Below are 21370 nucleotides of genomic sequence, written 5' to 3'. Positions count from 1 at the left end.
TGACTCATGCCGCAGGACTCAACGGCCACTTCACAGTCATCTGTACGGCTCAGCGTCGCCAGCTTCGCTAACACCTTGTTGCTGCGTAGCTTTTTATTAAACACTTCCTGCTCATTTTCATCCAGCGCCAAAACCTGAATAAAATCCTTTGCCAAATCCAGGGCAATTCTGTTTACAATAGCCATTGGTCCTCTCCACTCTGTTTCTATAGAAGCTTGAACCTCTATATTGGCACATTGCGATGCCGTAAGAGGGAGGGGACCATCTCATCAGGCTACACCATATAACGGAAACGATGGGTTATAGGTAATCGAATAAGCTTAGACGACTTACACGAGTAAATACTTGTTGGGCGGCTGAGTAAATGGTTTCGTTTTTGACTAAATCGGTTACAGCTTCTGAGTAGTCGACGTCGGAAATATCTGCACGCGCTTTTTTATTCACTATTTCTATATCAGCGTTGCTGAGCTTTGCGTTGTCCATAACATTTAATCGAGCGCCGACAGACGCTTGCGTGTCGGTTAAGTCGCTAATGACGGTATTAAAGTCATCTAGCGCAAAAGCAATTTCGCTTTCATGAAAACCTTTGCTTTCAGGACCCGACTCTTCCAGTGCAGTGGCCAAGTCTCGAATTTGCGTTAACAAATTACGCGACACCGGTTCACCAATAGAGTAGCTAAACGAGTCACCAGCAACTGGCATGTTGTCTGGGTTTAATTCTAATGTCATACCGTTATATTCAACTTTGCCATCGGTGACCGTTCCTGCCACTACTGGGTTAACGCCGTCATCAATTTCATAAGTGTCCGGTCCGGTAAAGTTAACCGTGAAGTCAGTCGGGTCACCAGCATCAATACGTGCTTCCGTATCCGCGATTAACGCATCACGATTGGTAACTTCCACTTTCTCAATAAAATTATTACCACCAGTTAATTCAAAGTCGACGCGCTTAGACACATTAGAGAACGCTCGACTGCCCGGGTCATTTGCTGGTAAATATAACGTTGGTGACAACTGAATCGTACGCTGCCCCTGGTCGCCTACATACTCATAAGCTTGGTCTGCGTCATTAAACTCCATGGGCTGAATACGATTTTGGTAGCCAGCAAATATATATTCGCCTGACTCGTCCTGTGCATTGGTTAAATCAAAAATAGAAGTCTCGATATTGCGTAACTCTGATGCTATCGCTTTACGGTTCGTTTGATCATAGCTTGCGTTACCTGCCTGAACAGCCAGCGTCCGGGCCTTTTGAATAGAGTCAGTGATGCTATTTAACACACTCTCCTCACGGCGCAGGTTGTTCTCGAGTGTTACCGAGTTACGATCGAACTGTTCGTTCTGGCCAATTTTTTCATTCAACGCCAGTACCTGCGAATTACCAATAGGGTCATCCGCCGGACTTAGAATTTTTGTCTGCTTGGTCAGCATTAGCTGAATTTTATCCAACCGACTCTGTGAGGTTTGTAAGCTGTCCAGCCCACGCTGGAAAAATAAGTTAGTACTTAGTCGCATAATTCTTACCTCAATGACGTCAGCAAGGTGTCAAAAATAGTCTGTGATGTCGTAATAATTCGGGCCGACGCTGTGTACGCTTGCTGGTACTGAATAAGGTTCGCCGCTTCTTCTTCCAGGTTCACACCGGCTTGCGAGTCATACAACGTTTCTGTTTGTGACTTTATGGCTTCAGCAGAGTCTCGTAATACACGGTTTTGGCTCACTCGGCTGCCCACGTCCGACACTAAACGACCGTAACTTTCGTTAAAGGTCATAGTCGGCTCTGCTTCTTCGCCGCCAGAGCGGCGGACGAGTTGCTGACGCTGCAAGTCAGCCATTGCCTGACCATTGCTGTTATCATCAAAACCATTGGTGTTGTATTCGATAGTATATTCATCACCAACGGCTGGCTCACCATTAATATCGACTTCGTAGTCCGGATCGGTTAAACCCGCCTGACCTAAAATGCCATTAAGATCGGTGGTTCCGGTAATGGAGTTTATAAGATTACCGTCTTTATCGAATACATCCAGGTCATAAGCATTTCCTGTCTGTCCCGTCACCTCGATGCGCGCAGGAGCAGTACCTAGTAAAGTATTATTCGTAGTATCGTAATAGTCGTCAGGGGTATTAATAGCCGCTATTTCAATACCGGCTGCACCTTGGTTATCCATACCATCTTTCACCCGAATAGGATTCGCTAATGCAATGTCTTCTGGGCGGCGAATGGCCAGGCTAATTTCTGAAGCTGCCCGGTCAGCTGGTTTTGCAAGGAACTGGTCACCTGCATTGGCCGCGCCAGTTAAGTCCAAAGAAATACCCAGCTCACTAATATCAATAGTTCCCGGCGACGCTTGCGTCACAGTTATAGTATCGGCTCCGCTAACGACAGTACCGTCTTCGTTCACCGGTACTATTTCGTATTCGTCCGGGTTAGCTGTTTTAGTAATACGTAAGTTTTCCGAAGGGAAAGACTTACTGTCCCCTTCCAAAATACGTACGGTCATTTCACCTGTGCCGGTGTTGTCTGCGTACTGTAACGCTTGCGACTCAGTTTGTGACAAGTCGAATATTTTGCGACCTAGTTGGTTGTCTAAGTCCATGCCTTTCTGGTTTTGAGTATTCATGGAGTCTGCAATACGCACCGCCAGTTGTCCCAAGCGCTTTTGCGTTGGCACTAAAACTTCATCACGGTACTCAAGGTAACCACCTATAGAGCCGCCCAACTCGTCTGTCGGCACATAGAACTCGCTGACACTACCACCGCTGTGCTCTTTTTTTAGCACCATTTCCAAACGTTCGGTATCGGGGTTGCTTTTCATAGCAACAGCGTTGAAACGACCATTCTCAAGCACAATGGGTTGACCGTTTTTTAAATTTACACTTAACGCCCCACTTTTTTGTTCCACGGTGCTGAATTCTACTAACTCGGCTAGCTCTCTTAATTGCTCGTCGCGCTTATTCAACAGCGCATTCAAATCGCCGTTGTCGTTATTTTTCCCAGCCGAATTCTGAATTTTTGAATTCAATTCCGCTAGGTTTTTTGAAATTGAGTTAATTCTGTCTGTTGATAGCGTCAGGCGATCGTTAATAATGCCTTTCTGATCATTTAAGTACTGCGAGAAGTCATTGAACTTAGTGACCATTGCATCAGCCTCTGCCAACACCAGCTGGCGAGCGGTGACTGACCCTGGGTCGTTATTCGCGTCTTGCAGTGTGTTGAAAAAGCTCTCTACTGACGAAGCGACGTTTGTGGTGCTGTCACCTAGCAGGGTGTCTAACTGCTCTGCCTGCTCTAAATTCGCTTCGTAGTAGCTCACATTGGAAATGTCGTTTCGTAACTGGCGATTCGCAAACTCATCGATCATGCGCTGCACACGCAAGCGCTCCAGGCCTCCGTATTCGCTTTCCATATACTCGGTGCGTTCACGAACGTAGCTCGGAGTGTTTGTATTATTAATGTTTTTACCGGTAATTTGCAGGCTCTGTTGATGAGCCAGTATGCCGTTCTTACCGATATTTAATAAGTCAAAACTCATCGATGTTTCTCCAGTAACTCTGTGCCCTTTATCGGCACTGAGTGAATAATGTTTAGTTTAGGCGGCAAATTTTTGCCGCCCGTTGCAGGCGCTTTATATCGCTTTGTCTGCAAATGCCGGGTTATTTAACACCGACTGAATTTTCTGTGCGTATTTAGGGTCTGTCGCGTAGCCTGCTGACTGCAGGGCCTCAGCGTACTGCGCCGGGTCATCGGCCACTTTTAGTGCCTGCTGATAACGCGGATGCCCTTTTATAAAGTCAACATAGTCCTGCAAGCTCTGTTCCACGTTAGAGTAAGAACGGAACGCGGCGCGCTCTTTGCGGGCAACATCACCGTCAAACTCCAGTGTACTGACATGAGATTTATCCCCTGCCCAGCGCTGGTCGGCTTTTATATTGAATAAGTTATTACTTGAGCCGCCATGCCGCCCCGGTACTAATCGCTGACCCCATCCGGTTTCCAAAGCCGCTTGAGCAATAAGTGCATTCGGGTTCAGTCCTTCCTGTTTCGCTATTTTCTCAGCATGCGGCTTAAGCGCCGCTACAAAGCTTTCAGGGCTATTAAAATGGGCTTCGCCGTCACTAAGCTTGGCGGTATTCACCCGCTTATTGCCGTAATAAAGTCCGGCATCGACACCACCGTGTTCACTCAGTCTTTCCGCTCTGTTTTTCATGCGCGGATCATCTAAGTTCGCACCGGAGCGGTTCTGGTGCCCATGTTGATAACTGTCGTCACCACCAAGCTGCTTAACCATAAGCTCAGCCAAGCCTAACGAGCCTTGATTAGACAATTCCGACGTCAGCTGTTGGTCGTACATATCGCGGTACATCTTGGTGTAGCGACTGTCCAGCATGTTGCCTTCTTCGAACACAGCGTTGGCTTTGCGCATACTGCCCATGACCATATTCAGGAAAATGGCTTCGAACTGCTGCGCCGCCTCCATTAAGGCTTGCTTGTCATCCGGGTTAAACGCACGCTCACGCAAGCCATTCAGGCTGTGCGTGTCCATGGCTAATTCAGCTTGTTTGAATTGTGCGTTTGAGCTTGTCATATCAGCCTCGGCTTAAATAACAATGAGTTCGCCGCTAAGCGCGCCAGCTTGTTTCAACGCTTCTAGCACGGCAATAATGTCGCCTGGTGCCGCACCAATTTGATTCACAGCACGAACCAGATCATTCAGCGTTGTGCCGGGCTGGAATACAAACATACGAGCATCGTCTTGGTTTACGTCGATAATCGATTGCGGTGTCACCACAGTTTCACCGTCACCAAACGGATTCGGTTGATCGACGTTCACGTTCTCGGAAATAGTCACCTGCATGTTGCCATGTGCAACGGCAGCTGGTCGTAGCTCAACATTCTGACCAACAACAATAGTGCCAGTGCGCGAATTCACAATAACTTTAGCCGACGCAGACGCTTGCTGCACTTCTAAATTTTCCAGCGTGGACATATAACTAACACGCTGGTTTAGATCCCGCGGTGCACGAACACGAATCGAAGTTGCATCCACAGCCTGCGCAGCGCCTTCACCGACTAAATTATTAATGGTCTGAGCCATACGTTTGGCCGTTGTAAAGTCGGACTGATGCAGGTTAAAGGTAAAATAGTCTGACGAACCAAAAGACGTGCGCACTTCACGTTCCACCGTTGCGCCTCCCGGTATACGACCGACCGTTGGGGTGTTAATAACAATACGAGAGCCGTCGTTACCCTCTGCCCCCAAGCCGCCGACAATCAGGTTGCCTTGAGCGACAGCATAGACTTCACCATTCGCACCTTTTAAGAAGGTTTGAAGCAGGGTACCCCCGGTTAAACTGTCGGCACTGCCCACGGAGGACACCGTCACATCAATTTTCTGACCGGGTTTCGCGAAGGCCGGCAAGTCAGCATGCACCGCAACGGCCGCCACATTATCAATTTTGGGTCGCTCATTAGCGGGGACATTAATACCAAAGTTACCCAGCATAGTGCGGAAAGTTTGGTCAGTAAACGGGGTTTGCTCGCCCGTTCCCGGCAAACCAACAACTAAACCATAACCTATTAGCTGGTTGTCACGAATACCCTGCACCGATGCAATGTCTTTAATACGAGATGCCTGCACGGGCGCTACCAACATCGAGACTAAGCACAGGGTTAAGGTAATTAGTTTTGCTACTTTCATGCCCAACTCCTTAGAACGGCCAAATTGGACTGTTGAAGAAACGTGTTAACCAGCCCTGCTCCTGCACTTGGGCAAGGCTGCCCGTGCCTGAGTATTCAATACGTGCATTGGCAACACGAGTCGATGGAATTTGGTTAGCTGCAGTTATGTCCCGTGGCCGGATCATGCCGGTTAAACGAATGTACTCGTCGCCGGTATTAATGCGCATCCACTTCTCACCACGCACTATTAAGTTGCCATTCGGCAGTACTTTTATCACCGTCACAGTAATTTCACCGGTAAGTTGATTGCTTTGATCCGAACTGGCGTCGCCATTAAAGTCCCGCGTTCCGTTAATGCCAGCAGACAACGGGTTGCCTCCAACGGTAATATCCCGTCCAAACATTGTTGGCGCACCAAGCTCTGCCGTGCTTTCTTTAGAGGTTTCAGTCGTTGCCGTTTTACTGGCGGTTGTCTGCTCCTGCAGGGTCACCGTAATAATGTCGCCTAAGCGACGCGCTTTTATGTCTGAGTACAGGTTGTCTGCGTACGCATCCTGAAATAGAGACCCCGTTGGCACGACCGGCTGTGCACGCTCTTCCGGCAATACCGGTGCGTAGTAAGGGTCATCCGGCATTGGCTTATGCGGTGAGCTTGCACAGCCCGTCACCGCTAAAATTGCTAAAGTTGCTAATAAGTAACGCATCACAGCCACCTGTTATTGATTATTAAAGTTGCTGGGTGACGAAGCTCAGCATTTGGTCAACCGAGGAAATCACTTTTGAGTTCATCTCGTAACCACGCTGACTCTCAATCAGGTTGACCAGCTCTTCAGTCACGTTGACGTTAGAGGTTTCCAGAGCCCCCTGAATGGTGTTACCCATACCGTCAACACCCGGCACAGCCTCAAGTGGTGCGCCGCTGACCGCTGTCTCGCGATACAGGTTTTGACCCATAGGCTCTAAACCCGCTGGGTTAATGAAGTTGACCAGGTTAATTTGGCCGACCACAACGTTATCCGGGTTACCGGGCTGAGTTACCGTCACTTCACCTTCCTGAGAAATGCTGACTGACATAGCGTCTTCAGGAATTTGAATAGCCGGCTCTAACGTATAACCGTTACCCGAAGTCACCATCTCCCCCTCTTCGTTCAGTGAAAACTGACCGTTACGCGTGTAGGAGATAGTTCCGTCCGGCATCAAAATCTGGAAGAAACCTTTTCCGTCAATCATCACATCCAGCGAGTTGTCGGTCGTTTGCACATTACCTTGAGTATGCGATTTTTGCGTCGCGACCACTTTGGTACCGGCGCCGACCATAAGGCCATTCGGTAACTCGGTGTCCTGAGCAGACTGGCCGCCCGGCTGGTTAATGTTTTGATACAGCAAGTCTTCGAATACTGCCCGGCTTTTCTTAAAGCCAACCGTACTTGAGTTCGCCAGGTTATTTGAAATTACCGAGATATCGCGTTGCTGCGCATCCAGTCCGGTTTTACTGATCCATAATGCTGGGTTCATGTTATGTCTCCTCTATACGCCATTAATGAAATTTCGACTAACTGATGCGCATCAGAGACTCTGAGCGCTGTGCGTTTTCATCGGCGGTTTTCATTAATTTGACGTTCATTTCGTATTGGCGCTGCAGAGCAATCATGCTTGTCATTTCTTCGACGCTGTTGACGTTACTGCTTTCCAGAGCACCAATTTGTAATCTAACGTTGGCATCGGCTAGCGCAACTTGGTCATCTTTCAGTTTGAACAAACCATCCGTGCCTTTCTCGATATTGCCGTTTGGCGGGTTCACCAACTTGATACGGCCTATCACTTCCATAACATTTTCTGGTGCGCCCATAGGACGAACAGATACATTACCGTTAGCTCCAATCGTCAGCTTGTCGACAGGCTGGGGTACAAAAATAGGGCCGTTGTCACCAACAATGGTGTTACCTTTTGAGTTTTTCAGAAGGCCGTCGGTACCCACTTCCAGGCTGCCGTTTCGGGTATAGCGTTCATTGCCATTTTGGTCCTGAACGGCTATCCAGCCCTGGTCTTGTATGGCAACATCCATATTGCGGCCGGTGGTTTGCAGCGCACCTGCGGCAAAGTTCTGCCCAGGACTTTCGGTCATGGCAAACACACGGGTTGGCAAGCCTTCGCCAAACGCCTGCATAGATCGGGCTTGTTCCAAATCCGCCTTAAAACCGTCAGTGTTTGCGTTGGCCAGGTTATTTGCCCGCACCGACACCGCGTTCATGTTTTCTTTGGCGCCGCTCATGGCAACCCAGAGCATTTTGTCCATAGCTGACCTCCAGCCAAAATTTTGTCGTTTTCGATCGTTACCCTAGACAATGCAGATTCCGTGCCAAAAACGAAAAAAGACGCCCGAAGGCGTCCTTTTTTACATTTCCCAGCTAATTCAATTATCGAATCTGCAGGATAGTCTGGTTAATGGTGTTGTTCACTTCCAGCGAACGCGAGTTGGCCTGGAAGTTACGTTGCGCGGTAATCAGATCCACCAGCTCTTTAGTGAGGTTTACGTTAGAGTTTTCTAACGCTGATGCTTCTATAGAACCAAAAGTTCCGGTATTCGCTTCACCAGACAATGGTTCGCCGGATGAGATACTCTCACGCCACTTAGTGCCACCTATTTGAGTTAGGCCTTGCTCGTTCGCAAAACGAACCAAAGCAACCTGCCCTAAGTATTGCACATCACCATTAGAATAAGTTGCTGCAATGGAGCCACTTTTACTAATATCAACATTTGTAAGACGACCTACAGTTGTTCCATCCTGGTCAAGCGTTGTTACTTCAAAATCAGAAGCAAACTGTGTGGGCGCTGTTGTGCCCGTTTCATCCTGAAAGTTGAATTGAACGGTTTGCGTATCATCCGCACCATTTGTTAGATAAGGGTCACCATTTGGATCACTGCCGTTTAAATCAATAATTGCTTCCGGAAATGTGATATTCGGAGCCGCTACATTAGGCGTCCCATCAGGGTTAAAGGCAACTCTACGGCCTACCGACCCGGCTGCGGACTCAGCACCTCCATTAGCATTTGCGGCAGTACCCATGTTAATTTCTTTGCCGTCAAACGTCGCATAAACATCCCATTGGTTTGAGCCTCGTTTCACGTAATAAGTTGATAGAATATGTGACTCGCCCAAAGAATCGTAAACTGTCGCAGACGTTGATGCGTTATAAGTCGAAGGCGAATCCGGATCAAAGTTTGACGTCGGAGGTGGGCCACCGCCATTATCAGGAATGTTCGTTAAACGCGCATCAACGTTAAAGCTTGTAAAAATATTTTCGGTTTGTTGAGGAGCTCCTGCCACATCAGGTACACGGATAGGTTGCGTTGTCGCTAAACTCGTCGAAGTGGTTGCTCCGCTATTACGATTAACTTGGTAACCCTGTAAAAAGTTACCTTGGTTATCCACAATAAACTTGTCATCGTTTAGCTTAAATGCACCCGAACGCGTATAAGTCATGTCACGAGAGCCCAAACCGTCTGTCGTTGCAAAGAAACCGTTGCCTGAAATCGCCATATCCAATGAGTTTTCAGTGAGTTCTAGCGCGCCTTGACTAAACTGCTGAGCTACCGATGAGGTCAAAACGCCGTCCCCAACTTTGGTATTACCGGCATTAAAGATGCTTGTCGCATAAACGTCAGCGAATTCAGCTCTAGATTGTTTAAAACCCGACGTCTTGACGTTTGAAATATTATTAGCAGTTACATCTAAATCTTTTTGAGATGCATTGATACCGCTGAGTGCAATACTAAATGACATAAGTCACCTCACTTGTTAACTAATTTCAGAGACATCAGAAAGCTTGATGCCACCTAATCCTTTAAGGTTCAAAACAACGCCTCGCTCACCGCCCGTACTGACGCTCTGGACACGCGCATGCATTTGTAACGGAAGCTCCTCGGCTTGACCTCCAACGGTCGCGTTCACCGAAAATGAGTAATTGCCCGCCGGTGCCTGCTCGCCAGTCGTCATGGTTCCGTCCCACTCAAACTCTTTAGTACCCTCTGGCATGTCACCCAAATTCAGGGTTTTCACCACCGCACCGGTCGAGTCTTTAATACTAATCTTTACATTCTGAGCGGTTTGCGGCGTGGCTATCATGCCCGACACACCAGCCCCCTCTTCCAAGTTAGCTTGATCAGTTGATACTAACACTTTACGCCCAACCATAGTCGAAGCCTGCAATGCCTGGTTTGATGTCATGTCTTCCGCAAACTGGTCAAAACGCTCAGACATTCCGGTAATACCTTCCGCCATGGTGAAGCTGGTCATTTGAGCAATCATCTGATCATTCTCAACCGGCTTGGACGGATCCTGCATATTTAACTGCTGCGTCAACAACTTGAAGAAGTCTTCCTGCTCAAGCTTTTGCTGCTCGTCAGGGTCAGCGTATTTCGCGCCTTCGTCCTTCTTCCATTTCATGCTGTCGATGTAGGAGTTATTGCTTACGCCTTCCATTTGTTATCTCCTGCTTACCCTTGACCCAGGCGAAGTAAACGCTGCGTCATTGTTTTGGCAGTATCCGCCACCTGAACGTTGGTCTGGTATGAGCGGGATGCCGAAATCATGTTGGCCATTTCTTCCATAGTGTTAACGTTCGGCTTATAAATGTAGCCGTTTTCGTCCGCCATGGGATGGTTTGGTGCATATTCAATTTGCAGTGGGTCATCGCTTTCGACAATACCCAGAACTTTTACGCCCGCCGCTTGTCCAGCTTGCGTCTGGTTCGTTAGGCTGTTGCCGCGATAATCACCTTTAGCGTCAGCTAGTGCGGTCGCGAAGACCGGGTTACGCGCTTTGTAGGTTTCATCGATACTGCTACTAACTGAGTTTGCATTGGCCAGATTACTGGCTGTGGTGTTCAGTCGTACTGACTGGGCACTCATTGCCGAACCGGTCACATTGAAAATATTAAATAGGCTCATTGTTTTTCACCTCACCTACTGTCCGCCGCCAAGGGCTTTCTTAACGCCACTAATTTTTCCGTCGAGGAAATTCATGGTCATTTCGTATTCCAGTGCGTTTTGTGCATACAAGTTTTGTTCCAACTGCACATCAACGGTATTACCGTCACCGGTATCCGGTTGATTTGGCACGCGGAATTTTTCCGTACCCTGTGGTTTTATTTCAACGCTAAAGTGCTTCTCGTGGGTGCGCGCCATTTTGTGTGTTTCGATGCCGCGCTGTGCTTGTTGCAACGCTTGCTGAAAATCCAGCCCTTTGGCCTTGTAACCGGGGGTATCTGCGTTAGCGATATTATTGGCAATAAGCTCTGCACGTTGGGTGCGTATACCCAGCGTGTGTTGCTGTATTCCCATAATTTTATCCATGGAAAGTGCCATTTTTTTGTCTCCACAGTGTTCGATGGTGAAGACAATGCAGATATCGTGCCAGAATTTCCGACAGATATTTTTGAAAAGTAGGCTAAGGGGCGTCGTTACTTACGACGGTAGATAATACCGGGGTTGCAGCGAATCATCTCGAAGTCATCGGTTAAGCCTGAAATAGACTCCGATGCGCCAAGAATGAGGTAGCCGCCCGGGTTTAACGATTGCCGGAATTGGGCAATTATTTTCCGCTTTACTTCCGGGGAGAAGTAAATAAGCACGTTGCGGCAAAAAATAACGTCGAATTTGCCGAGTAATGAATAGCTGTCCAGTAAGTTCAGGTGTCGAAAGTGGATATGTGTTTTCAAGTTATCTCTGACCTTCATCGAACCTGGCTTACTGCCGTCAGTGAAATACTTTTGACGACGCTCTGCCGATAAACCGCGTGCTAGTGCCAAACTGTCGTATTCACCAATACCACACTGCTCTAATACCTTATTGGAAATATCCGTGGCGGTCACTTTAATGCCACCTTTTAGAGCACCCGGATTTTTGGCCTTAAATTCGTCATAGGTAATGGCAATAGAGTATGGCTCTTGCCCGGACGAACAGGCCGCTGACCATATTTTTAAAGGTCCGGTGTGGTTTTTGTATTCGGGTAAAATGCGATCGTGCAGAATTTGAAATGGGTAAGTGTCGCGAAACCATAAGGTTTCATTAGTGGTCATGGCGTCAATAACCGCCGCCCTCACTGCGCGTTCACTAATTTTCATAGAGCGCTTTACCAACTCTGACAACGAGTCAATATTAAAGCGCCCCATTAACGGGCTGAGCCGGCTTTTAACCAAGTACAGTTTACTCTCGCCCAGTACAATACCGCACTGGTGCTCCAGGAACTGACGAAACTCTTGGTATTCCGATAAACTTAATTCGCGATTCGACACGTTATATTAACTGCTACTCTTTAAATGGTTACTTCGGTATTAAGCCATTTTTGAACGGCTGTCGCCAGCTCATCGGGATGAAATTTTGCAATAAAATCATCGGCGCCGACTTTCTTCACCATAGCCTGATTAAAGACGCCACTCAATGATGTATGCAAAATAACATGAATATCGCGTAAATCGGGGTCAGCTTTTACCTCAGCGGTTAATGTATAGCCATCCATCACCGGCATCTCTACGTCAGACACCATAACAGGTACGTGGGTATGTACATTGCCGCCCAGCTCTTTTGCTTTCTCTTTTAAATACTCAAGCGCTTCTTTACCGTTTTTCTTCACTTCCAGGTTAATACCCAGCGACTGAAGCGCGCGCTTAATTTGGTTGCGTGCTACTGAAGAGTCATCGGTAATAAGAAGAGTGAGGTCTTCTTTGGCCACATTGACTTCTGCATTGGCCACTTCTTCACTAACGTCCGAGTTAACCGGCACTATGTCAGCCAAAATACGTTCAACGTCAATTATTTCAACCAATTCATTTTCGATTTCGGTTACCGCTGTCAGGTAAGCGTCGCGCCCGGCCCCTTTCGGCGGTGGCATTACGTCTTCCCAATTAATATTCATAATGCGATCAACACCACCCACCAGGAAGCCCTGAACAGTTCGGTTGTATTCGGAAATAATGACGAAGCGGTTTTCAATGTCGGTGATAGCCGGCCCGCCGGTTGCCATGCTCAAATCGATAATGGAAATAGCCTGGCCACGAATATGTGCAACACCTCTGACTAACGGGTTGCGCTGCGGCATTGCCGTTAACTTAGGACAAGGTAAAACTTCTCTGACCTTAAACACATTAATTCCGAAGCGTTGTTTCCCTGTTAACCTGAACAACAATAACTCCAGTCGGTTTTGTCCGACCATTTGTGTGCGCTGATTCACTGAATCGAGAATACTGGCCATGCTTCACTCCTGTAATATGGCAGGCTACCTTTGTTCGGCACGGTATTTGCTTAAACTACTATTAGCAAATATGTATTGGTCGAGCCGCCGAACTTTTGACGTTATACCGTTTTTTTTCGGCAGGCAGCCAGATAACCTTAGTAGATAACGTCAGGATATTTTTATGATAGTACGTAAATCGCTGTTGATCAGTTCGCTTTTTGCAATAACGATTTTGCTCTTGGGCTTTACCCCAAATAATGCGCTGGCACAAAGTAATGACGTACGCCTCGATTATAAGGCATTACAGACTCTGGCGCATGATTTTGTTCGCTCTCAGGTCAGCGCACCTGAAAGTGGTCGCATTGACGTTGTTGCGAATAACCTGGATCCCCGAATGACAGCAAAGCGATGTTCAGCGGCACCAGAGGTTGGCTTAGCGAGCAACGCAAGGTTAGATGGCTACACAACCGTAGAAATTAAGTGTGCTACCGCAAACGGTTGGCGAACCTATGTGCCGGTCAGAATTTACCGTTATAAAAACGTGGTCACCGCATCAGGTCCTATGTCTCCGGGCCAAATGATCAGCGACAGCGACTTAACCTTTGCCGAAGTCGATTTAAACCAAATACGCTCAAACGTTTATACAACAAAGGAACTATTGATTGGCGCCCGCGTCAAAAAGCGCATTGGCGCCGGTCAGGCAATTCGACCAAGCGATACCTGTCTTGTTTGTGAGGACCAAACGGTTACAATAGTTGCTAAAAATAAAGCATTAAGAATTACCGCTGACGGAAAAGCGTTAGCTGACGGCTTAAAAGGCGAATCCGTTGTCGTGAAAAACGCCCGCTCAGGCAAGTCGATAGAAGCGGTTGTGACAGGGCTGAACGAGGTTACCGTCAACCTTTAAAATACTTTACAAAAAAGTGGATTTTTTAGTTAAGTTTTTTCGGATATGGTCGATAAGTAACCGAGACTTACTATCTAGCGAGGCAACACAATGGCTATTAACATCAATAATGCTGGATTGAAAAACACCAGTATCGATAACAAATCAAGCAATCGCCAGGTTCAAAACGGCCAGGCGGGTAATTCTGCATCGGTTTCTCAAAAAGGTGGTGACGCGGTTTCTTTAACCAGCGAAGCGCAACAACTGGGCGGCTTGCAGGAAAAAGCCATGAACAGTAGTGGTATCGACCAAGCTAAAGTGGACAGAATTAAAGCAGAAATTGAAAGCGGCTCATACAAAATTAATGTTGAGCAGTTAGCCTCAAAACTTGCGCAGTTTGAATCTGATCTTTTCGCTGGCGGTAACGACGAATAATGACAGAAGTCGCGTCGGTCAACCAATTGCTTGATGACATGGCGGAGTCGCTAGATAGGCTGGCTTTGCTGCAACAGCGCGAGCTAAATGCCATTGTCGATCGCGAGCATGCAGACGTTCCTGCTATTACTTCCGAAAAAGAAAAAGCTCTGGCCGAAGTGACACGCCTCGACACTTTGTTGTCAGAGCACCCCGATAAAGACACGTTGAAAGAAGACCCTCAGTTAGCCACTGCAGTTGAGTCTATCAAGCAAACCCTTGCCAATATCCAGCACCAAAACCAAGTCAATGAGCGTGTGGTTCAGTCCACTCTGAACAGCATTGATCAGCTCAAGCAAAGTATTTTACAGTCAGCCCGCAAAGACTCTCTTACCTACAACAGTAAAGGCAAAATTCGTTAAAGAATTCTGCGTTTCAGCCGTTATAACGATTAGTACGTTTTAGTCCGTAGGGGTCGTTATGACAAAGCAAATTTTGACACTGGGTATTGTCCTTTCATCAATGCTGTTGAGCGGTTGTGCCGCTTACAACAACTTTGTGTACGATCAAAAGCACGTCGAATGGGAAACTCAAACGCCTGACACCTTTCCGGTATTAAACGCGGTTGGCTATGCGCCTATTGAAAAGCAATCAGGTGATTCGGCTCAAGTGAAAGATCTAAACGCTATGCGCGCCTCGAAACTCGCTGCGTACCGAGAGCTTGCAGAGCAAGTTTACGGACAACGGATTGCCGGTAGCAGTTCGGTGGAAGACTGGGCGTTAAATAACGACAGCTTTCAGGCATCGGTTGACGGTGTTATTCGCGGGGCCGAAGTCGTGAAAACCTACACTGTTGGCGAGTATTACGCGACAGAGTTGCGTTTAGACTTTGAGAAAGTGCACCGCTTGTATCAAAGCACCAACCGCCAGCAAAAAGTAAAACGTGTTGTTTATTATTAAGCGGCGCTTTTAAGTCATAATTTGGCAGGGTTCTTGCAGTTTATTTCAGAGAAAACCACAAAGACCGACAATAAATCGACACTTTGGATAAGACTGGGATACGACACATGAACTGGAAGACCTTGCTTTTACTCGCGTCACTTATTTTTCTTGCGTTTCCAAGCGACGCCCGCTGGATTGAAGCTCAGGGTACGGCGCGTATTGTTAACGGCGATGTCGAAAAGGCGCGCCAGCAAGCCATTGAAAACGCTCTTCAGCAAGCCCTACTCTCCACCGGTGGCAGTATCAGCAGTATTCAGCAAGTTGTCGACGGTGTATTAAGTAACACAGAAACCCAGTGGACCAGTCGTGGCAATGTTGATCAGGTCAGTATTGTTCGTGAAGAGGTTCGTGATGATCGTGTCGTGGTTCTATTACGTGCTGATATCTGGAACCGTGAAGGTGACTGCACCCGCAGTAGCTACAAAAATTCCGTCACTATTGTGCCGTTTGAGCTTCGTGATCGAGCCCATGGCACCTGGGGCCAAATTTGGGACATTGGTGAAGTTGCCGCTGAGCGCTTTTCCCGCACTCTGGGCGGTGTTGGCAGCCAAATTCATATTGCGCATACCTTGCAGCGTCACGCCGGTCTAAACAACGCTTTAAGTGGTCTGAACCTTGAAGAGTTAGGTCGTATGGCACGAAGTCTTGGGCTGGCTAATGACAGTCAGTTTGTGGTGTTTGGATTATTTGACGACCTGGCTATGATGAATACGGATTCAGGCTGGTTATGGTCATCAACGCCTGACCGCCATTACGCACTAACCCTTTATTTATTAGATGCAAGCACTGGCCAGCTGGTGACGCGTGCCCGAGTTGAAGACACTCAACCCTGGACGTTTGACCGCTCGGCAGCCGTTGATGTGGCTACTGCTAACTTCTGGGACGAACCTTTTGGCGCCGCTCTCGACAGTGGCTTAGAAGACCTGGCCGGTGGCGTGAAAGAAAAGCTTGTTTGTAAGCCAGTGCGAGGTCGGGTCATTGCGGTCGATGACAAAACCGTCCAGTTTAATTTGGGCGAACAGCATGGTGTGAACGTCGGCGATAAGTTAAAAGTTCTCCACCCAAGCCACTTTACCGACGACCAGGGCCGCTTCCGCCAAAAATGGGAAGTCAGCCAGTTTGAGGTGGAAGTTCAGCAAGTTCAACAAAGCACAGCTGTCGCTCGGCTAACCAGCGGCAAGATGTTGCATAACGTGCAGGTGAGAGACTGGGTTGTCCCCATTGACTAGGGGATGAAACCGTCTGCCGGTTCTGGCATAATTCGCGGCACGTCCCCGTAGCTCAGCTGGATAGAGCAATTGCCTCCTAAGCAATAGGTCGCAGGTTCGACTCCTGCCGGGGACGCAAGCCAACTCAGCCACGAATAAAAGGTATTTTCAGTAGGCCCCAAATTTTAGTTGTTACTGCCTGGTCACGGTATTCCTTCAGGCCAATATCAATGTTTTCTGAGCCCGCTTTAGGTGCGGGAGTGAAACTTTTGAAGAGGTGGTCCCACCAAGTCACACTAAACCCGTAATTGCTGTTGGTTTCTTCCTTTTCGACACTGTGGTGAATGCGATGCAATTCTTGCGTAATTAGAATTTTTCGCACCGCTTTTTCTAACGGCTTGGGCAGGGCCACATTGCCATGGTTAAACAGCGAACAGGCATTCAGAATAATCTCAAACACAATAACAGCAACACCCGGTGCACCTAGAGCGATAACCGCAGCGGCTTTAATAAAAAAGCTCAAAACAATTTCTACCGGATGGAAGCGCAAACCGGTCGTCACATCGAAGTCAGGGTCCGCATGATGCACCCGATGCAGCCGCCATAACAAAGGCACCCGGTGAAACAGCCGGTGCTGCCAGTAAATAGCAATATCGAGCGCAAGAATGCTTAATGTCACAACCAGCCAAAACGGCGCACCGCTTGCTATTGCGCTATGAAATACGCCCCAGCCGCTGTTTTCAGCCCATACCGCTACGCCAGTTAAACCAATGGGGGCAATAATTCTTAAAAGCACGCTATCAATAACCACAATGCCTAAGTTTGCCGGCCAGCGCTGCTTTCGACTGTAACGCGACCGGCGTTTAGGCAATGCATACTCCCACAACACCATGAGAATAAGCACACCCACAAATACGCTCAGTCGCCAGGCTGTTTCAGACATTGTCAGCTGCTCCCTTTTTTAAGGTTCGGTAACCCGCCACAATGCGGGTTATTGCTGTTATCCAGCAGGCCACCGCAAATATATACGCCAACACAGCAAAATGCTGAGGCCACAGACAAAATGCGACAAATGCCAGTATGGTTTCAAAACCTTCCGTTAAACCGCCCATATAGTGCAGTGACTTATTGGGGTAGGAAGGGTTCTCGATTCCCCGCTTCCCCGCCACGCTGGCAAATGCCAAAAACGTAGACCCCGTGCCCATAAAGGTCACCAGTAGCACTCCGGCTGCTACGGCGTGCTGCTCTGGAGATGCCAGTAAAAAACCAAACACCACCGCACTATAGAAAATAAAGTCGAGCACAATATCGATATAACCACCGGCATCGGTCAGTTGCGTTCGTCTGGCAACTGCCCCGTCGAGGCCGTCGGCCAGCCGGTTCAGTAAAATAGCAATAAGCGCAGCCGTGTAGTGTTCCAAAGCCAATAACGGCACAGCCAGTAACCCAACCACAAACCCGGACACCGTGACTTGGTCAGCCGTTACGCCCAGCCTCACCAACAGTCGGGCCGGAACATCCAGCACAGCACGAGTTATGGGTAATAATTTAGGATCAATCATCCACTATCTCTTTGTCTCCATTCACCGTTAAAATACGCCCATGAGCATCGGTGCGATCATGCGTGACCAACAGCGTGGGTATCTTGTTTTCTTTCAACTGTTGGAAGGTCCAGTCTCTTACTTCTTCCCTCAAATTAGCATCAAGTGCCGAAAACGGCTCGTCCAACAACATGGCTTTTGGCTCTGCCAGTAACGCGCAAAGTAACGAAATTCGGGAATACTGGCCGCCACTTAAGCTATGCGGGTAATGGTCCCATTTGTCGTTTAACCCCAGCGTACTCAGCATGGACATTGCTTTTTCAGCTTGCGCTTTGCGATTGAGGGTTGAGCGAGGCTTTTGTGCGAACAGGCAATTCTCGGCAACCGTCATATGCGGAAACAAGCCGCCTTTTTGAAACATCATGCCCATTCGCCGTTGCGCTATTGATAGCTGACCAATGTCGTTGTTGTTCAGCGTCAGTTCACCCTTTACGCAAAAGTCCGTTAACGGCTCACCGAGAACCCAGCGCAGTAAGGTCGACTTACCCACGCCGCTGGGACCCATTAACGTCACCACTTCTCCAGGTTTTATGTCCAGGCTATTGAGTCGAAGCAACAGCCTGTTTGAGGAGCCTGTCGTTTCGGAAAAAATAACCAAATTACGAATAGTCAGCATAGCGTTTCACTTTTGTTTTTTTGCCTTTTAAGCCTGTACTCAGCAGACCTACACTAATAAACACAATAAGTGGCAATATAGTTTGCAGCAACGCATAAAGGCTGCCAATACGCCAATCCCCGCCGCCGGCAACGCTGACCGCTTCTGTCGTTAATGTCGGTGTCAGCCCCTGCCCCAGCCATTGAGTCGGCAAATACTGCGCAATGCTCACCGAAAAAGCGATCGCAAACGCCGTTGCCAACGGAGTTCTCAACATAGGTAGCATGACTTTCCACCAAGCTTGTCTGGCGGAATACCCTAAGCTTTGCGCTTTTACCAGCCATTGTTCGTCAAACTGCGTATAGGCACCGTGTAACACTAAATACGCATAAGGCACTGTGTATACCGTATGTGACCAAGCGATCCACATAACATTCCAGCCCTGATTTAAGTACTCACCAAGCATCATCTGCCAGCCAAGAACTAACGGCACTTGTGGAACGAACAAAGCAATTAGAACCCAGACGTTTAAGGAGCCTTTCTGTTTTTGTTCGCGTTGATGTTGAAGCAGCACGACCGCAAAAATAACACCCAGTAAAGCACTGGTTAAGGCCAGCCAAATACTATTGAATGAAGGCTCCGTGAGGTAATGCCATTCGCTCTGCCTGCGGTTCAAACTCAGAGTTTCTGGCATGAGTGTCGGATAAAACCAACTTGATGCGAGACTTTGCAGTATGAGCACAGCAATTATCGCGAGTGACAAAAAACCAAAGGTTATCCAAGTGATTTTTGCGGCTTTATCGGAAAATGTCGTTTTCGACCATTGTTTTCTTAGCGCTTTGGTAAGCGCCCACTTACGATACAAACCAGAATGTAATCTATTAAGAAACAGCAGCAGTACCGCGATAACCATAAGGATCCAGGCGCCGGCGACTGCCTTACTTTGACTTTCCGGTGAAAACTGGAACGTCCATTCATAGACGCGCTGCGCCAGCAATGCTTCGGTGTTACTGCCCACCAGCAGTGGAATGTCAACCACCGACAACGAATAAATAATAACGGCAGCCATAGGCAAGGTTAAGCGCTTTAGGAGCTCTGGCGTAACAACCCGCCACCACGCCTGCCGCTGACTGTAGCCGTAGCTTTGTGCCTGAGTCAGCCAGGAACCGGCAGGCACTTGTTTTAGCTGGGCAGCTATCATCAGCAGCAAAAATGGCAGCTCTTTTAATACCAGGACTACCATAACGGTAATCACGGATTTTTCCGGTAAGGGCCAGCCTTGCGGTGGAAACGGCAACAGGCCGGTGACGCTCTCAACCAAACGAATAAGCCAGCCGGAAGGACTGAATAGCAGCATAAGTCCAACGGCAAACGCCACATGCGGTACCGACAATACCGGTGAAAGCAGCTGTTGCAGTCTGGGGCGTTTTAATAGTCCAGGCGCCAGCCACAACGCCAAATAGCAAGCCATTAACGGAGCCACAACAGCGACCAATAGTGTCGACACTAACGTCGCGCGCTCATTCAAAATAGTATAAACAGCGTTGTTGGTTATGCCCGAGTCCGCGCTAAAAGACGAAAGCAACAGCAGCATTAAGCCACCGCCGACCGGTAACACAATGAAGGCAAACTTAATAGCTACTGATAGCGCTCGGACCATTGCTGCTCCAAATACGACTGCCAGCTGGCGTGAAAGTCATCGGTTGACGGTAACAGCTCTGTCTGCTGACTGGCTTCTTGAGTTTGCAGTAATTGCGGCGCTAAAACAGAAGGGTCTCCCCAGCGGTTAGTATCTGCTTTGCGAAGCTGCGCTTGCACAGACAATAAAAACTCAATGACTTGTTTCGCGAGCTTTGGATTCTGTGCTGTTTTGGGAACGGCTAAATAATGCGTGTTGGTCATAGCTCGGTCAGATAAAGTGTACCGCTTAACTCCAGCTGGCAAACGCCCCTGGTTGACCAAAGTTCTGTAGTCATTGGGATTAAAGCTTACCGCCATAACCAGCTGCCCATTCGCTAAATACGACACCTGCTCACCGGCAGATGACGGAAAGTTACCGCCCTGCTGCCACAATAAAGGATGAAGCTTGTTCAGGTAATTCCAGAGCGGTTGAGTGATTTCTTGCGCGTTAACTGACGCTACCGGTTGCTGAAATACTGACCGCCTCTCGGGGTAAAGAGATAATAATAAAGACTTCAGAAATGTTGTACCATGAAATTCCGGCGGTTTTGGGTAACTTATTCGGCCTTTATAGTTCTGTGCGGCACGCAGTAGCTCATGTGCACTCACGGCTTCTGTTTCAAACACTCCGGGCCGAGCTATGAGGTTAAACTGACCTACCCCCCAAGGGACCTCCAGTCCATTAACTGGCTCTCCAAAGTCGGTTCGCCAATTGAGATCTGGGTTAATGTGCTGCATACCTTTAATATCGTCAACAATGGGCAGCAGAGCATTAGCTTTTTTTAGGGCGTGGAAATTCTCACCGTTAATCCAAATAATATCGGCATTGGAATAACCATTAATTAACTGCTTAACCACTTCTGAGGCGTCAGCAATTTTGTTGTGTCTAAGCTGAATACCTTCGGCTTTTAACTCCTGTTGCGCCCAGCGTAAGTAACTGTTTACTTGCGGTGAACCGCCCCAGGCATAAAAGTTCACTACCTCGGCTTTTGCCAGGGGTGTACCAAATAGAGTTGTGCCAAATAAAGTCAAAAGAACAAGAGTAATTAAAGCGAGTACCCGCATA

Annotated in this window: 23 protein-coding genes, 1 tRNA gene and 1 pseudogene; 6 read left to right on the top strand and 19 right to left on the bottom strand. The window is 48.1% G+C overall.

Annotated elements, in window-relative coordinates:
* The 14 genes and pseudogenes from B3850_RS07290 to B3850_RS07225 all read right to left on the bottom strand — a co-directional run.
* Positions 1–185: pseudogene (locus B3850_RS07290) on the bottom strand (IS110 family transposase); the annotation flags it as partial.
* A 115-nt stretch (positions 186–300) separates the two neighbouring features.
* The gene (gene flgL / locus B3850_RS07285) at positions 301–1515 is read right to left on the bottom strand and encodes a flagellar hook-associated protein FlgL (RefSeq protein ID WP_286911585.1); all 1215 of its coding nucleotides are present in this window, start codon (positions 1513–1515) and stop codon (positions 301–303) included.
* Between the two features lie 5 nt (positions 1516–1520).
* Positions 1521–3536, bottom strand: coding sequence for a flagellar hook-associated protein FlgK (gene flgK / locus B3850_RS07280; protein ID WP_286911584.1), 2016 nt, complete (start codon positions 3534–3536; stop codon positions 1521–1523).
* A gap of 93 nt (positions 3537–3629) precedes the next feature.
* Positions 3630–4589 carry a flagellar assembly peptidoglycan hydrolase FlgJ gene (gene flgJ, locus B3850_RS07275; RefSeq protein ID WP_286872663.1) on the bottom strand — a complete coding sequence of 320 codons (960 nt, stop codon included), beginning with the start codon at positions 4587–4589 and terminating at the stop codon, positions 3630–3632.
* 12 nt (positions 4590–4601) lie between these two features.
* Complete coding sequence (locus B3850_RS07270) at positions 4602–5657, bottom strand: flagellar basal body P-ring protein FlgI (RefSeq protein WP_414654242.1); 1056 nt, start codon at positions 5655–5657, stop codon at positions 4602–4604.
* Between the two features lie 55 nt (positions 5658–5712).
* Complete coding sequence (flgH, locus tag B3850_RS07265) at positions 5713–6387, bottom strand: flagellar basal body L-ring protein FlgH (protein WP_053952969.1); 675 nt, start codon at positions 6385–6387, stop codon at positions 5713–5715.
* Positions 6388–6409: 22 nt separating this feature from the next.
* On the bottom strand, positions 6410–7198 hold the full coding sequence (gene flgG / locus B3850_RS07260) for a flagellar basal-body rod protein FlgG (protein WP_053952970.1): 789 nt from the start codon (positions 7196–7198) through the stop codon (positions 6410–6412).
* Between the two features lie 37 nt (positions 7199–7235).
* A complete protein-coding gene (flgF, locus tag B3850_RS07255) occupies positions 7236–7979 on the bottom strand; it encodes a flagellar basal-body rod protein FlgF (RefSeq protein WP_286872654.1) in 744 nt (247 codons plus the stop codon).
* A 121-nt stretch (positions 7980–8100) separates the two neighbouring features.
* Positions 8101–9468, bottom strand: a complete 1368-nt coding sequence (gene flgE, locus B3850_RS07250) for a flagellar hook protein FlgE (RefSeq protein WP_286872651.1) — start codon at positions 9466–9468, stop codon at positions 8101–8103.
* Positions 9469–9483: 15 nt separating this feature from the next.
* Positions 9484–10167 carry a flagellar hook assembly protein FlgD gene (locus B3850_RS07245; protein ID WP_286872647.1) on the bottom strand — a complete coding sequence of 228 codons (684 nt, stop codon included), beginning with the start codon at positions 10165–10167 and terminating at the stop codon, positions 9484–9486.
* A 14-nt stretch (positions 10168–10181) separates the two neighbouring features.
* Positions 10182–10634: a flagellar basal body rod protein FlgC gene (gene flgC, locus B3850_RS07240; protein ID WP_126752966.1), complete on the bottom strand. Its 453-nt coding sequence runs from the start codon at positions 10632–10634 to the stop codon at positions 10182–10184.
* A 15-nt stretch (positions 10635–10649) separates the two neighbouring features.
* A complete protein-coding gene (gene flgB / locus B3850_RS07235) occupies positions 10650–11051 on the bottom strand; it encodes a flagellar basal body rod protein FlgB (RefSeq protein WP_286872643.1) in 402 nt (133 codons plus the stop codon).
* 95 nt (positions 11052–11146) lie between these two features.
* Entirely contained in the window at positions 11147–11980 is an 834-nt protein-coding gene (locus tag B3850_RS07230) for a CheR family methyltransferase (protein WP_286872640.1), read from the bottom strand.
* A 20-nt stretch (positions 11981–12000) separates the two neighbouring features.
* A complete protein-coding gene (locus B3850_RS07225; protein ID WP_286872637.1) occupies positions 12001–12936 on the bottom strand; it encodes a chemotaxis protein CheV in 936 nt (311 codons plus the stop codon).
* A gap of 163 nt (positions 12937–13099) precedes the next feature.
* On the opposite strand from B3850_RS07225, the gene flgA reads away from it, so the two are divergent.
* The 6 genes from flgA to B3850_RS07195 all read left to right on the top strand — a co-directional run bounded on the left by flgA (position 13100) and on the right by B3850_RS07195 (position 16564).
* Entirely contained in the window at positions 13100–13825 is a 726-nt protein-coding gene (flgA, locus tag B3850_RS07220) for a flagellar basal body P-ring formation chaperone FlgA (RefSeq protein WP_286872635.1), read from the top strand.
* A 90-nt stretch (positions 13826–13915) separates the two neighbouring features.
* Positions 13916–14239 carry a flagellar biosynthesis anti-sigma factor FlgM gene (gene flgM, locus B3850_RS07215; protein ID WP_286872632.1) on the top strand — a complete coding sequence of 108 codons (324 nt, stop codon included), beginning with the start codon at positions 13916–13918 and terminating at the stop codon, positions 14237–14239.
* Positions 14239–14640: a flagellar protein FlgN gene (locus B3850_RS07210; RefSeq protein WP_088768682.1), complete on the top strand. Its 402-nt coding sequence runs from the start codon at positions 14239–14241 to the stop codon at positions 14638–14640. Before flgM ends, B3850_RS07210 begins: the two co-directional genes overlap by 1 nt.
* A gap of 58 nt (positions 14641–14698) precedes the next feature.
* Complete coding sequence (locus B3850_RS07205; RefSeq protein ID WP_286872627.1) at positions 14699–15178, top strand: LPP20 family lipoprotein; 480 nt, start codon at positions 14699–14701, stop codon at positions 15176–15178.
* Positions 15179–15285: 107 nt separating this feature from the next.
* Positions 15286–16449, top strand: a complete 1164-nt coding sequence (locus B3850_RS07200; protein WP_286911583.1) for a flagellar assembly protein FlgT — start codon at positions 15286–15288, stop codon at positions 16447–16449.
* 41 nt (positions 16450–16490) lie between these two features.
* A tRNA-Arg gene (locus B3850_RS07195) sits at positions 16491–16564 on the top strand.
* Between the two features lie 9 nt (positions 16565–16573).
* Here the strand turns inward: B3850_RS07195 and B3850_RS07190 are convergent.
* The 5 genes from B3850_RS07190 to B3850_RS07170 are packed head-to-tail and all read right to left on the bottom strand — an operon-like array spanning position 16574 to position 21369.
* Positions 16574–17371 carry a sterol desaturase family protein gene (locus B3850_RS07190; protein WP_286875349.1) on the bottom strand — a complete coding sequence of 266 codons (798 nt, stop codon included), beginning with the start codon at positions 17369–17371 and terminating at the stop codon, positions 16574–16576.
* Entirely contained in the window at positions 17364–17990 is a 627-nt protein-coding gene (locus B3850_RS07185) for a CDP-alcohol phosphatidyltransferase family protein (protein ID WP_286911582.1), read from the bottom strand. Before B3850_RS07185 ends, B3850_RS07190 begins: the two co-directional genes overlap by 8 nt.
* Positions 17983–18645 (bottom strand): ATP-binding cassette domain-containing protein, encoded by a 663-nt coding sequence (locus B3850_RS07180; RefSeq protein ID WP_286911581.1) that lies wholly within the window; start codon positions 18643–18645, stop codon positions 17983–17985. Before B3850_RS07180 ends, B3850_RS07185 begins: the two co-directional genes overlap by 8 nt.
* Positions 18629–20284 carry an ABC transporter permease gene (locus B3850_RS07175; RefSeq protein WP_286911580.1) on the bottom strand — a complete coding sequence of 552 codons (1656 nt, stop codon included), beginning with the start codon at positions 20282–20284 and terminating at the stop codon, positions 18629–18631. The genes B3850_RS07180 and B3850_RS07175 overlap by 17 nt, the downstream gene beginning before the upstream one ends.
* Positions 20263–21369: an ABC transporter substrate-binding protein gene (locus B3850_RS07170; protein WP_286875342.1), complete on the bottom strand. Its 1107-nt coding sequence runs from the start codon at positions 21367–21369 to the stop codon at positions 20263–20265. The genes B3850_RS07175 and B3850_RS07170 overlap by 22 nt, the downstream gene beginning before the upstream one ends.
* Between the last annotated feature and the right edge of the window lies 1 nt (position 21370).

The sequence above is a fragment of the Idiomarina sp. UBA4520 genome, from assembly GCF_002388365.1.
Taxonomy (GTDB): Bacteria; Pseudomonadota; Gammaproteobacteria; order Enterobacterales; family Alteromonadaceae; genus Idiomarina; species Idiomarina zobellii.
This window is presented reverse-complemented; position numbering and strand designations above follow the sequence as displayed.

What these genes read in the sequence shown, in the direction of transcription:
- flgL (WP_286911585.1), bottom strand. Translation starts at nt 1,515, where the DNA reads ATGCGACTAAGTACTAACTTATTTTTCCAGCGTGGGCTGGACAGCTTA.
- flgK (WP_286911584.1), bottom strand. Translation starts at nt 3,536, where the DNA reads ATGAGTTTTGACTTATTAAATATCGGTAAGAACGGCATACTGGCTCAT.
- flgJ (WP_286872663.1), bottom strand. Translation starts at nt 4,589, where the DNA reads ATGACAAGCTCAAACGCACAATTCAAACAAGCTGAATTAGCCATGGAC.
- B3850_RS07270 (WP_414654242.1), bottom strand. Translation starts at nt 5,657, where the DNA reads ATGTTGGTAGCGCCCGTGCAGGCATCTCGTATTAAAGACATTGCATCG.
- flgH (WP_053952969.1), bottom strand. Translation starts at nt 6,387, where the DNA reads ATGCGTTACTTATTAGCAACTTTAGCAATTTTAGCGGTGACGGGCTGT.
- flgG (WP_053952970.1), bottom strand. Translation starts at nt 7,198, where the DNA reads ATGAACCCAGCATTATGGATCAGTAAAACCGGACTGGATGCGCAGCAA.
- flgF (WP_286872654.1), bottom strand. Translation starts at nt 7,979, where the DNA reads ATGGACAAAATGCTCTGGGTTGCCATGAGCGGCGCCAAAGAAAACATG.
- flgE (WP_286872651.1), bottom strand. Translation starts at nt 9,468, where the DNA reads ATGTCATTTAGTATTGCACTCAGCGGTATCAATGCATCTCAAAAAGAT.
- B3850_RS07245 (WP_286872647.1), bottom strand. Translation starts at nt 10,167, where the DNA reads ATGGAAGGCGTAAGCAATAACTCCTACATCGACAGCATGAAATGGAAG.
- flgC (WP_126752966.1), bottom strand. Translation starts at nt 10,634, where the DNA reads ATGAGCCTATTTAATATTTTCAATGTGACCGGTTCGGCAATGAGTGCC.
- flgB (WP_286872643.1), bottom strand. Translation starts at nt 11,051, where the DNA reads ATGGCACTTTCCATGGATAAAATTATGGGAATACAGCAACACACGCTG.
- B3850_RS07225 (WP_286872637.1), bottom strand. Translation starts at nt 12,936, where the DNA reads ATGGCCAGTATTCTCGATTCAGTGAATCAGCGCACACAAATGGTCGGA.
- flgA (WP_286872635.1), top strand. Translation starts at nt 13,100, where the DNA reads ATGATAGTACGTAAATCGCTGTTGATCAGTTCGCTTTTTGCAATAACG.
- flgM (WP_286872632.1), top strand. Translation starts at nt 13,916, where the DNA reads ATGGCTATTAACATCAATAATGCTGGATTGAAAAACACCAGTATCGAT.
- B3850_RS07210 (WP_088768682.1), top strand. Translation starts at nt 14,239, where the DNA reads ATGACAGAAGTCGCGTCGGTCAACCAATTGCTTGATGACATGGCGGAG.
- B3850_RS07205 (WP_286872627.1), top strand. Translation starts at nt 14,699, where the DNA reads ATGACAAAGCAAATTTTGACACTGGGTATTGTCCTTTCATCAATGCTG.
- B3850_RS07200 (WP_286911583.1), top strand. Translation starts at nt 15,286, where the DNA reads ATGAACTGGAAGACCTTGCTTTTACTCGCGTCACTTATTTTTCTTGCG.
- B3850_RS07190 (WP_286875349.1), bottom strand. Translation starts at nt 17,371, where the DNA reads ATGTCTGAAACAGCCTGGCGACTGAGCGTATTTGTGGGTGTGCTTATT.
- B3850_RS07185 (WP_286911582.1), bottom strand. Translation starts at nt 17,990, where the DNA reads ATGATTGATCCTAAATTATTACCCATAACTCGTGCTGTGCTGGATGTT.
- B3850_RS07180 (WP_286911581.1), bottom strand. Translation starts at nt 18,645, where the DNA reads ATGCTGACTATTCGTAATTTGGTTATTTTTTCCGAAACGACAGGCTCC.
- B3850_RS07175 (WP_286911580.1), bottom strand. Translation starts at nt 20,284, where the DNA reads ATGGTCCGAGCGCTATCAGTAGCTATTAAGTTTGCCTTCATTGTGTTA.
- B3850_RS07170 (WP_286875342.1), bottom strand. Translation starts at nt 21,369, where the DNA reads ATGCGGGTACTCGCTTTAATTACTCTTGTTCTTTTGACTTTATTTGGC.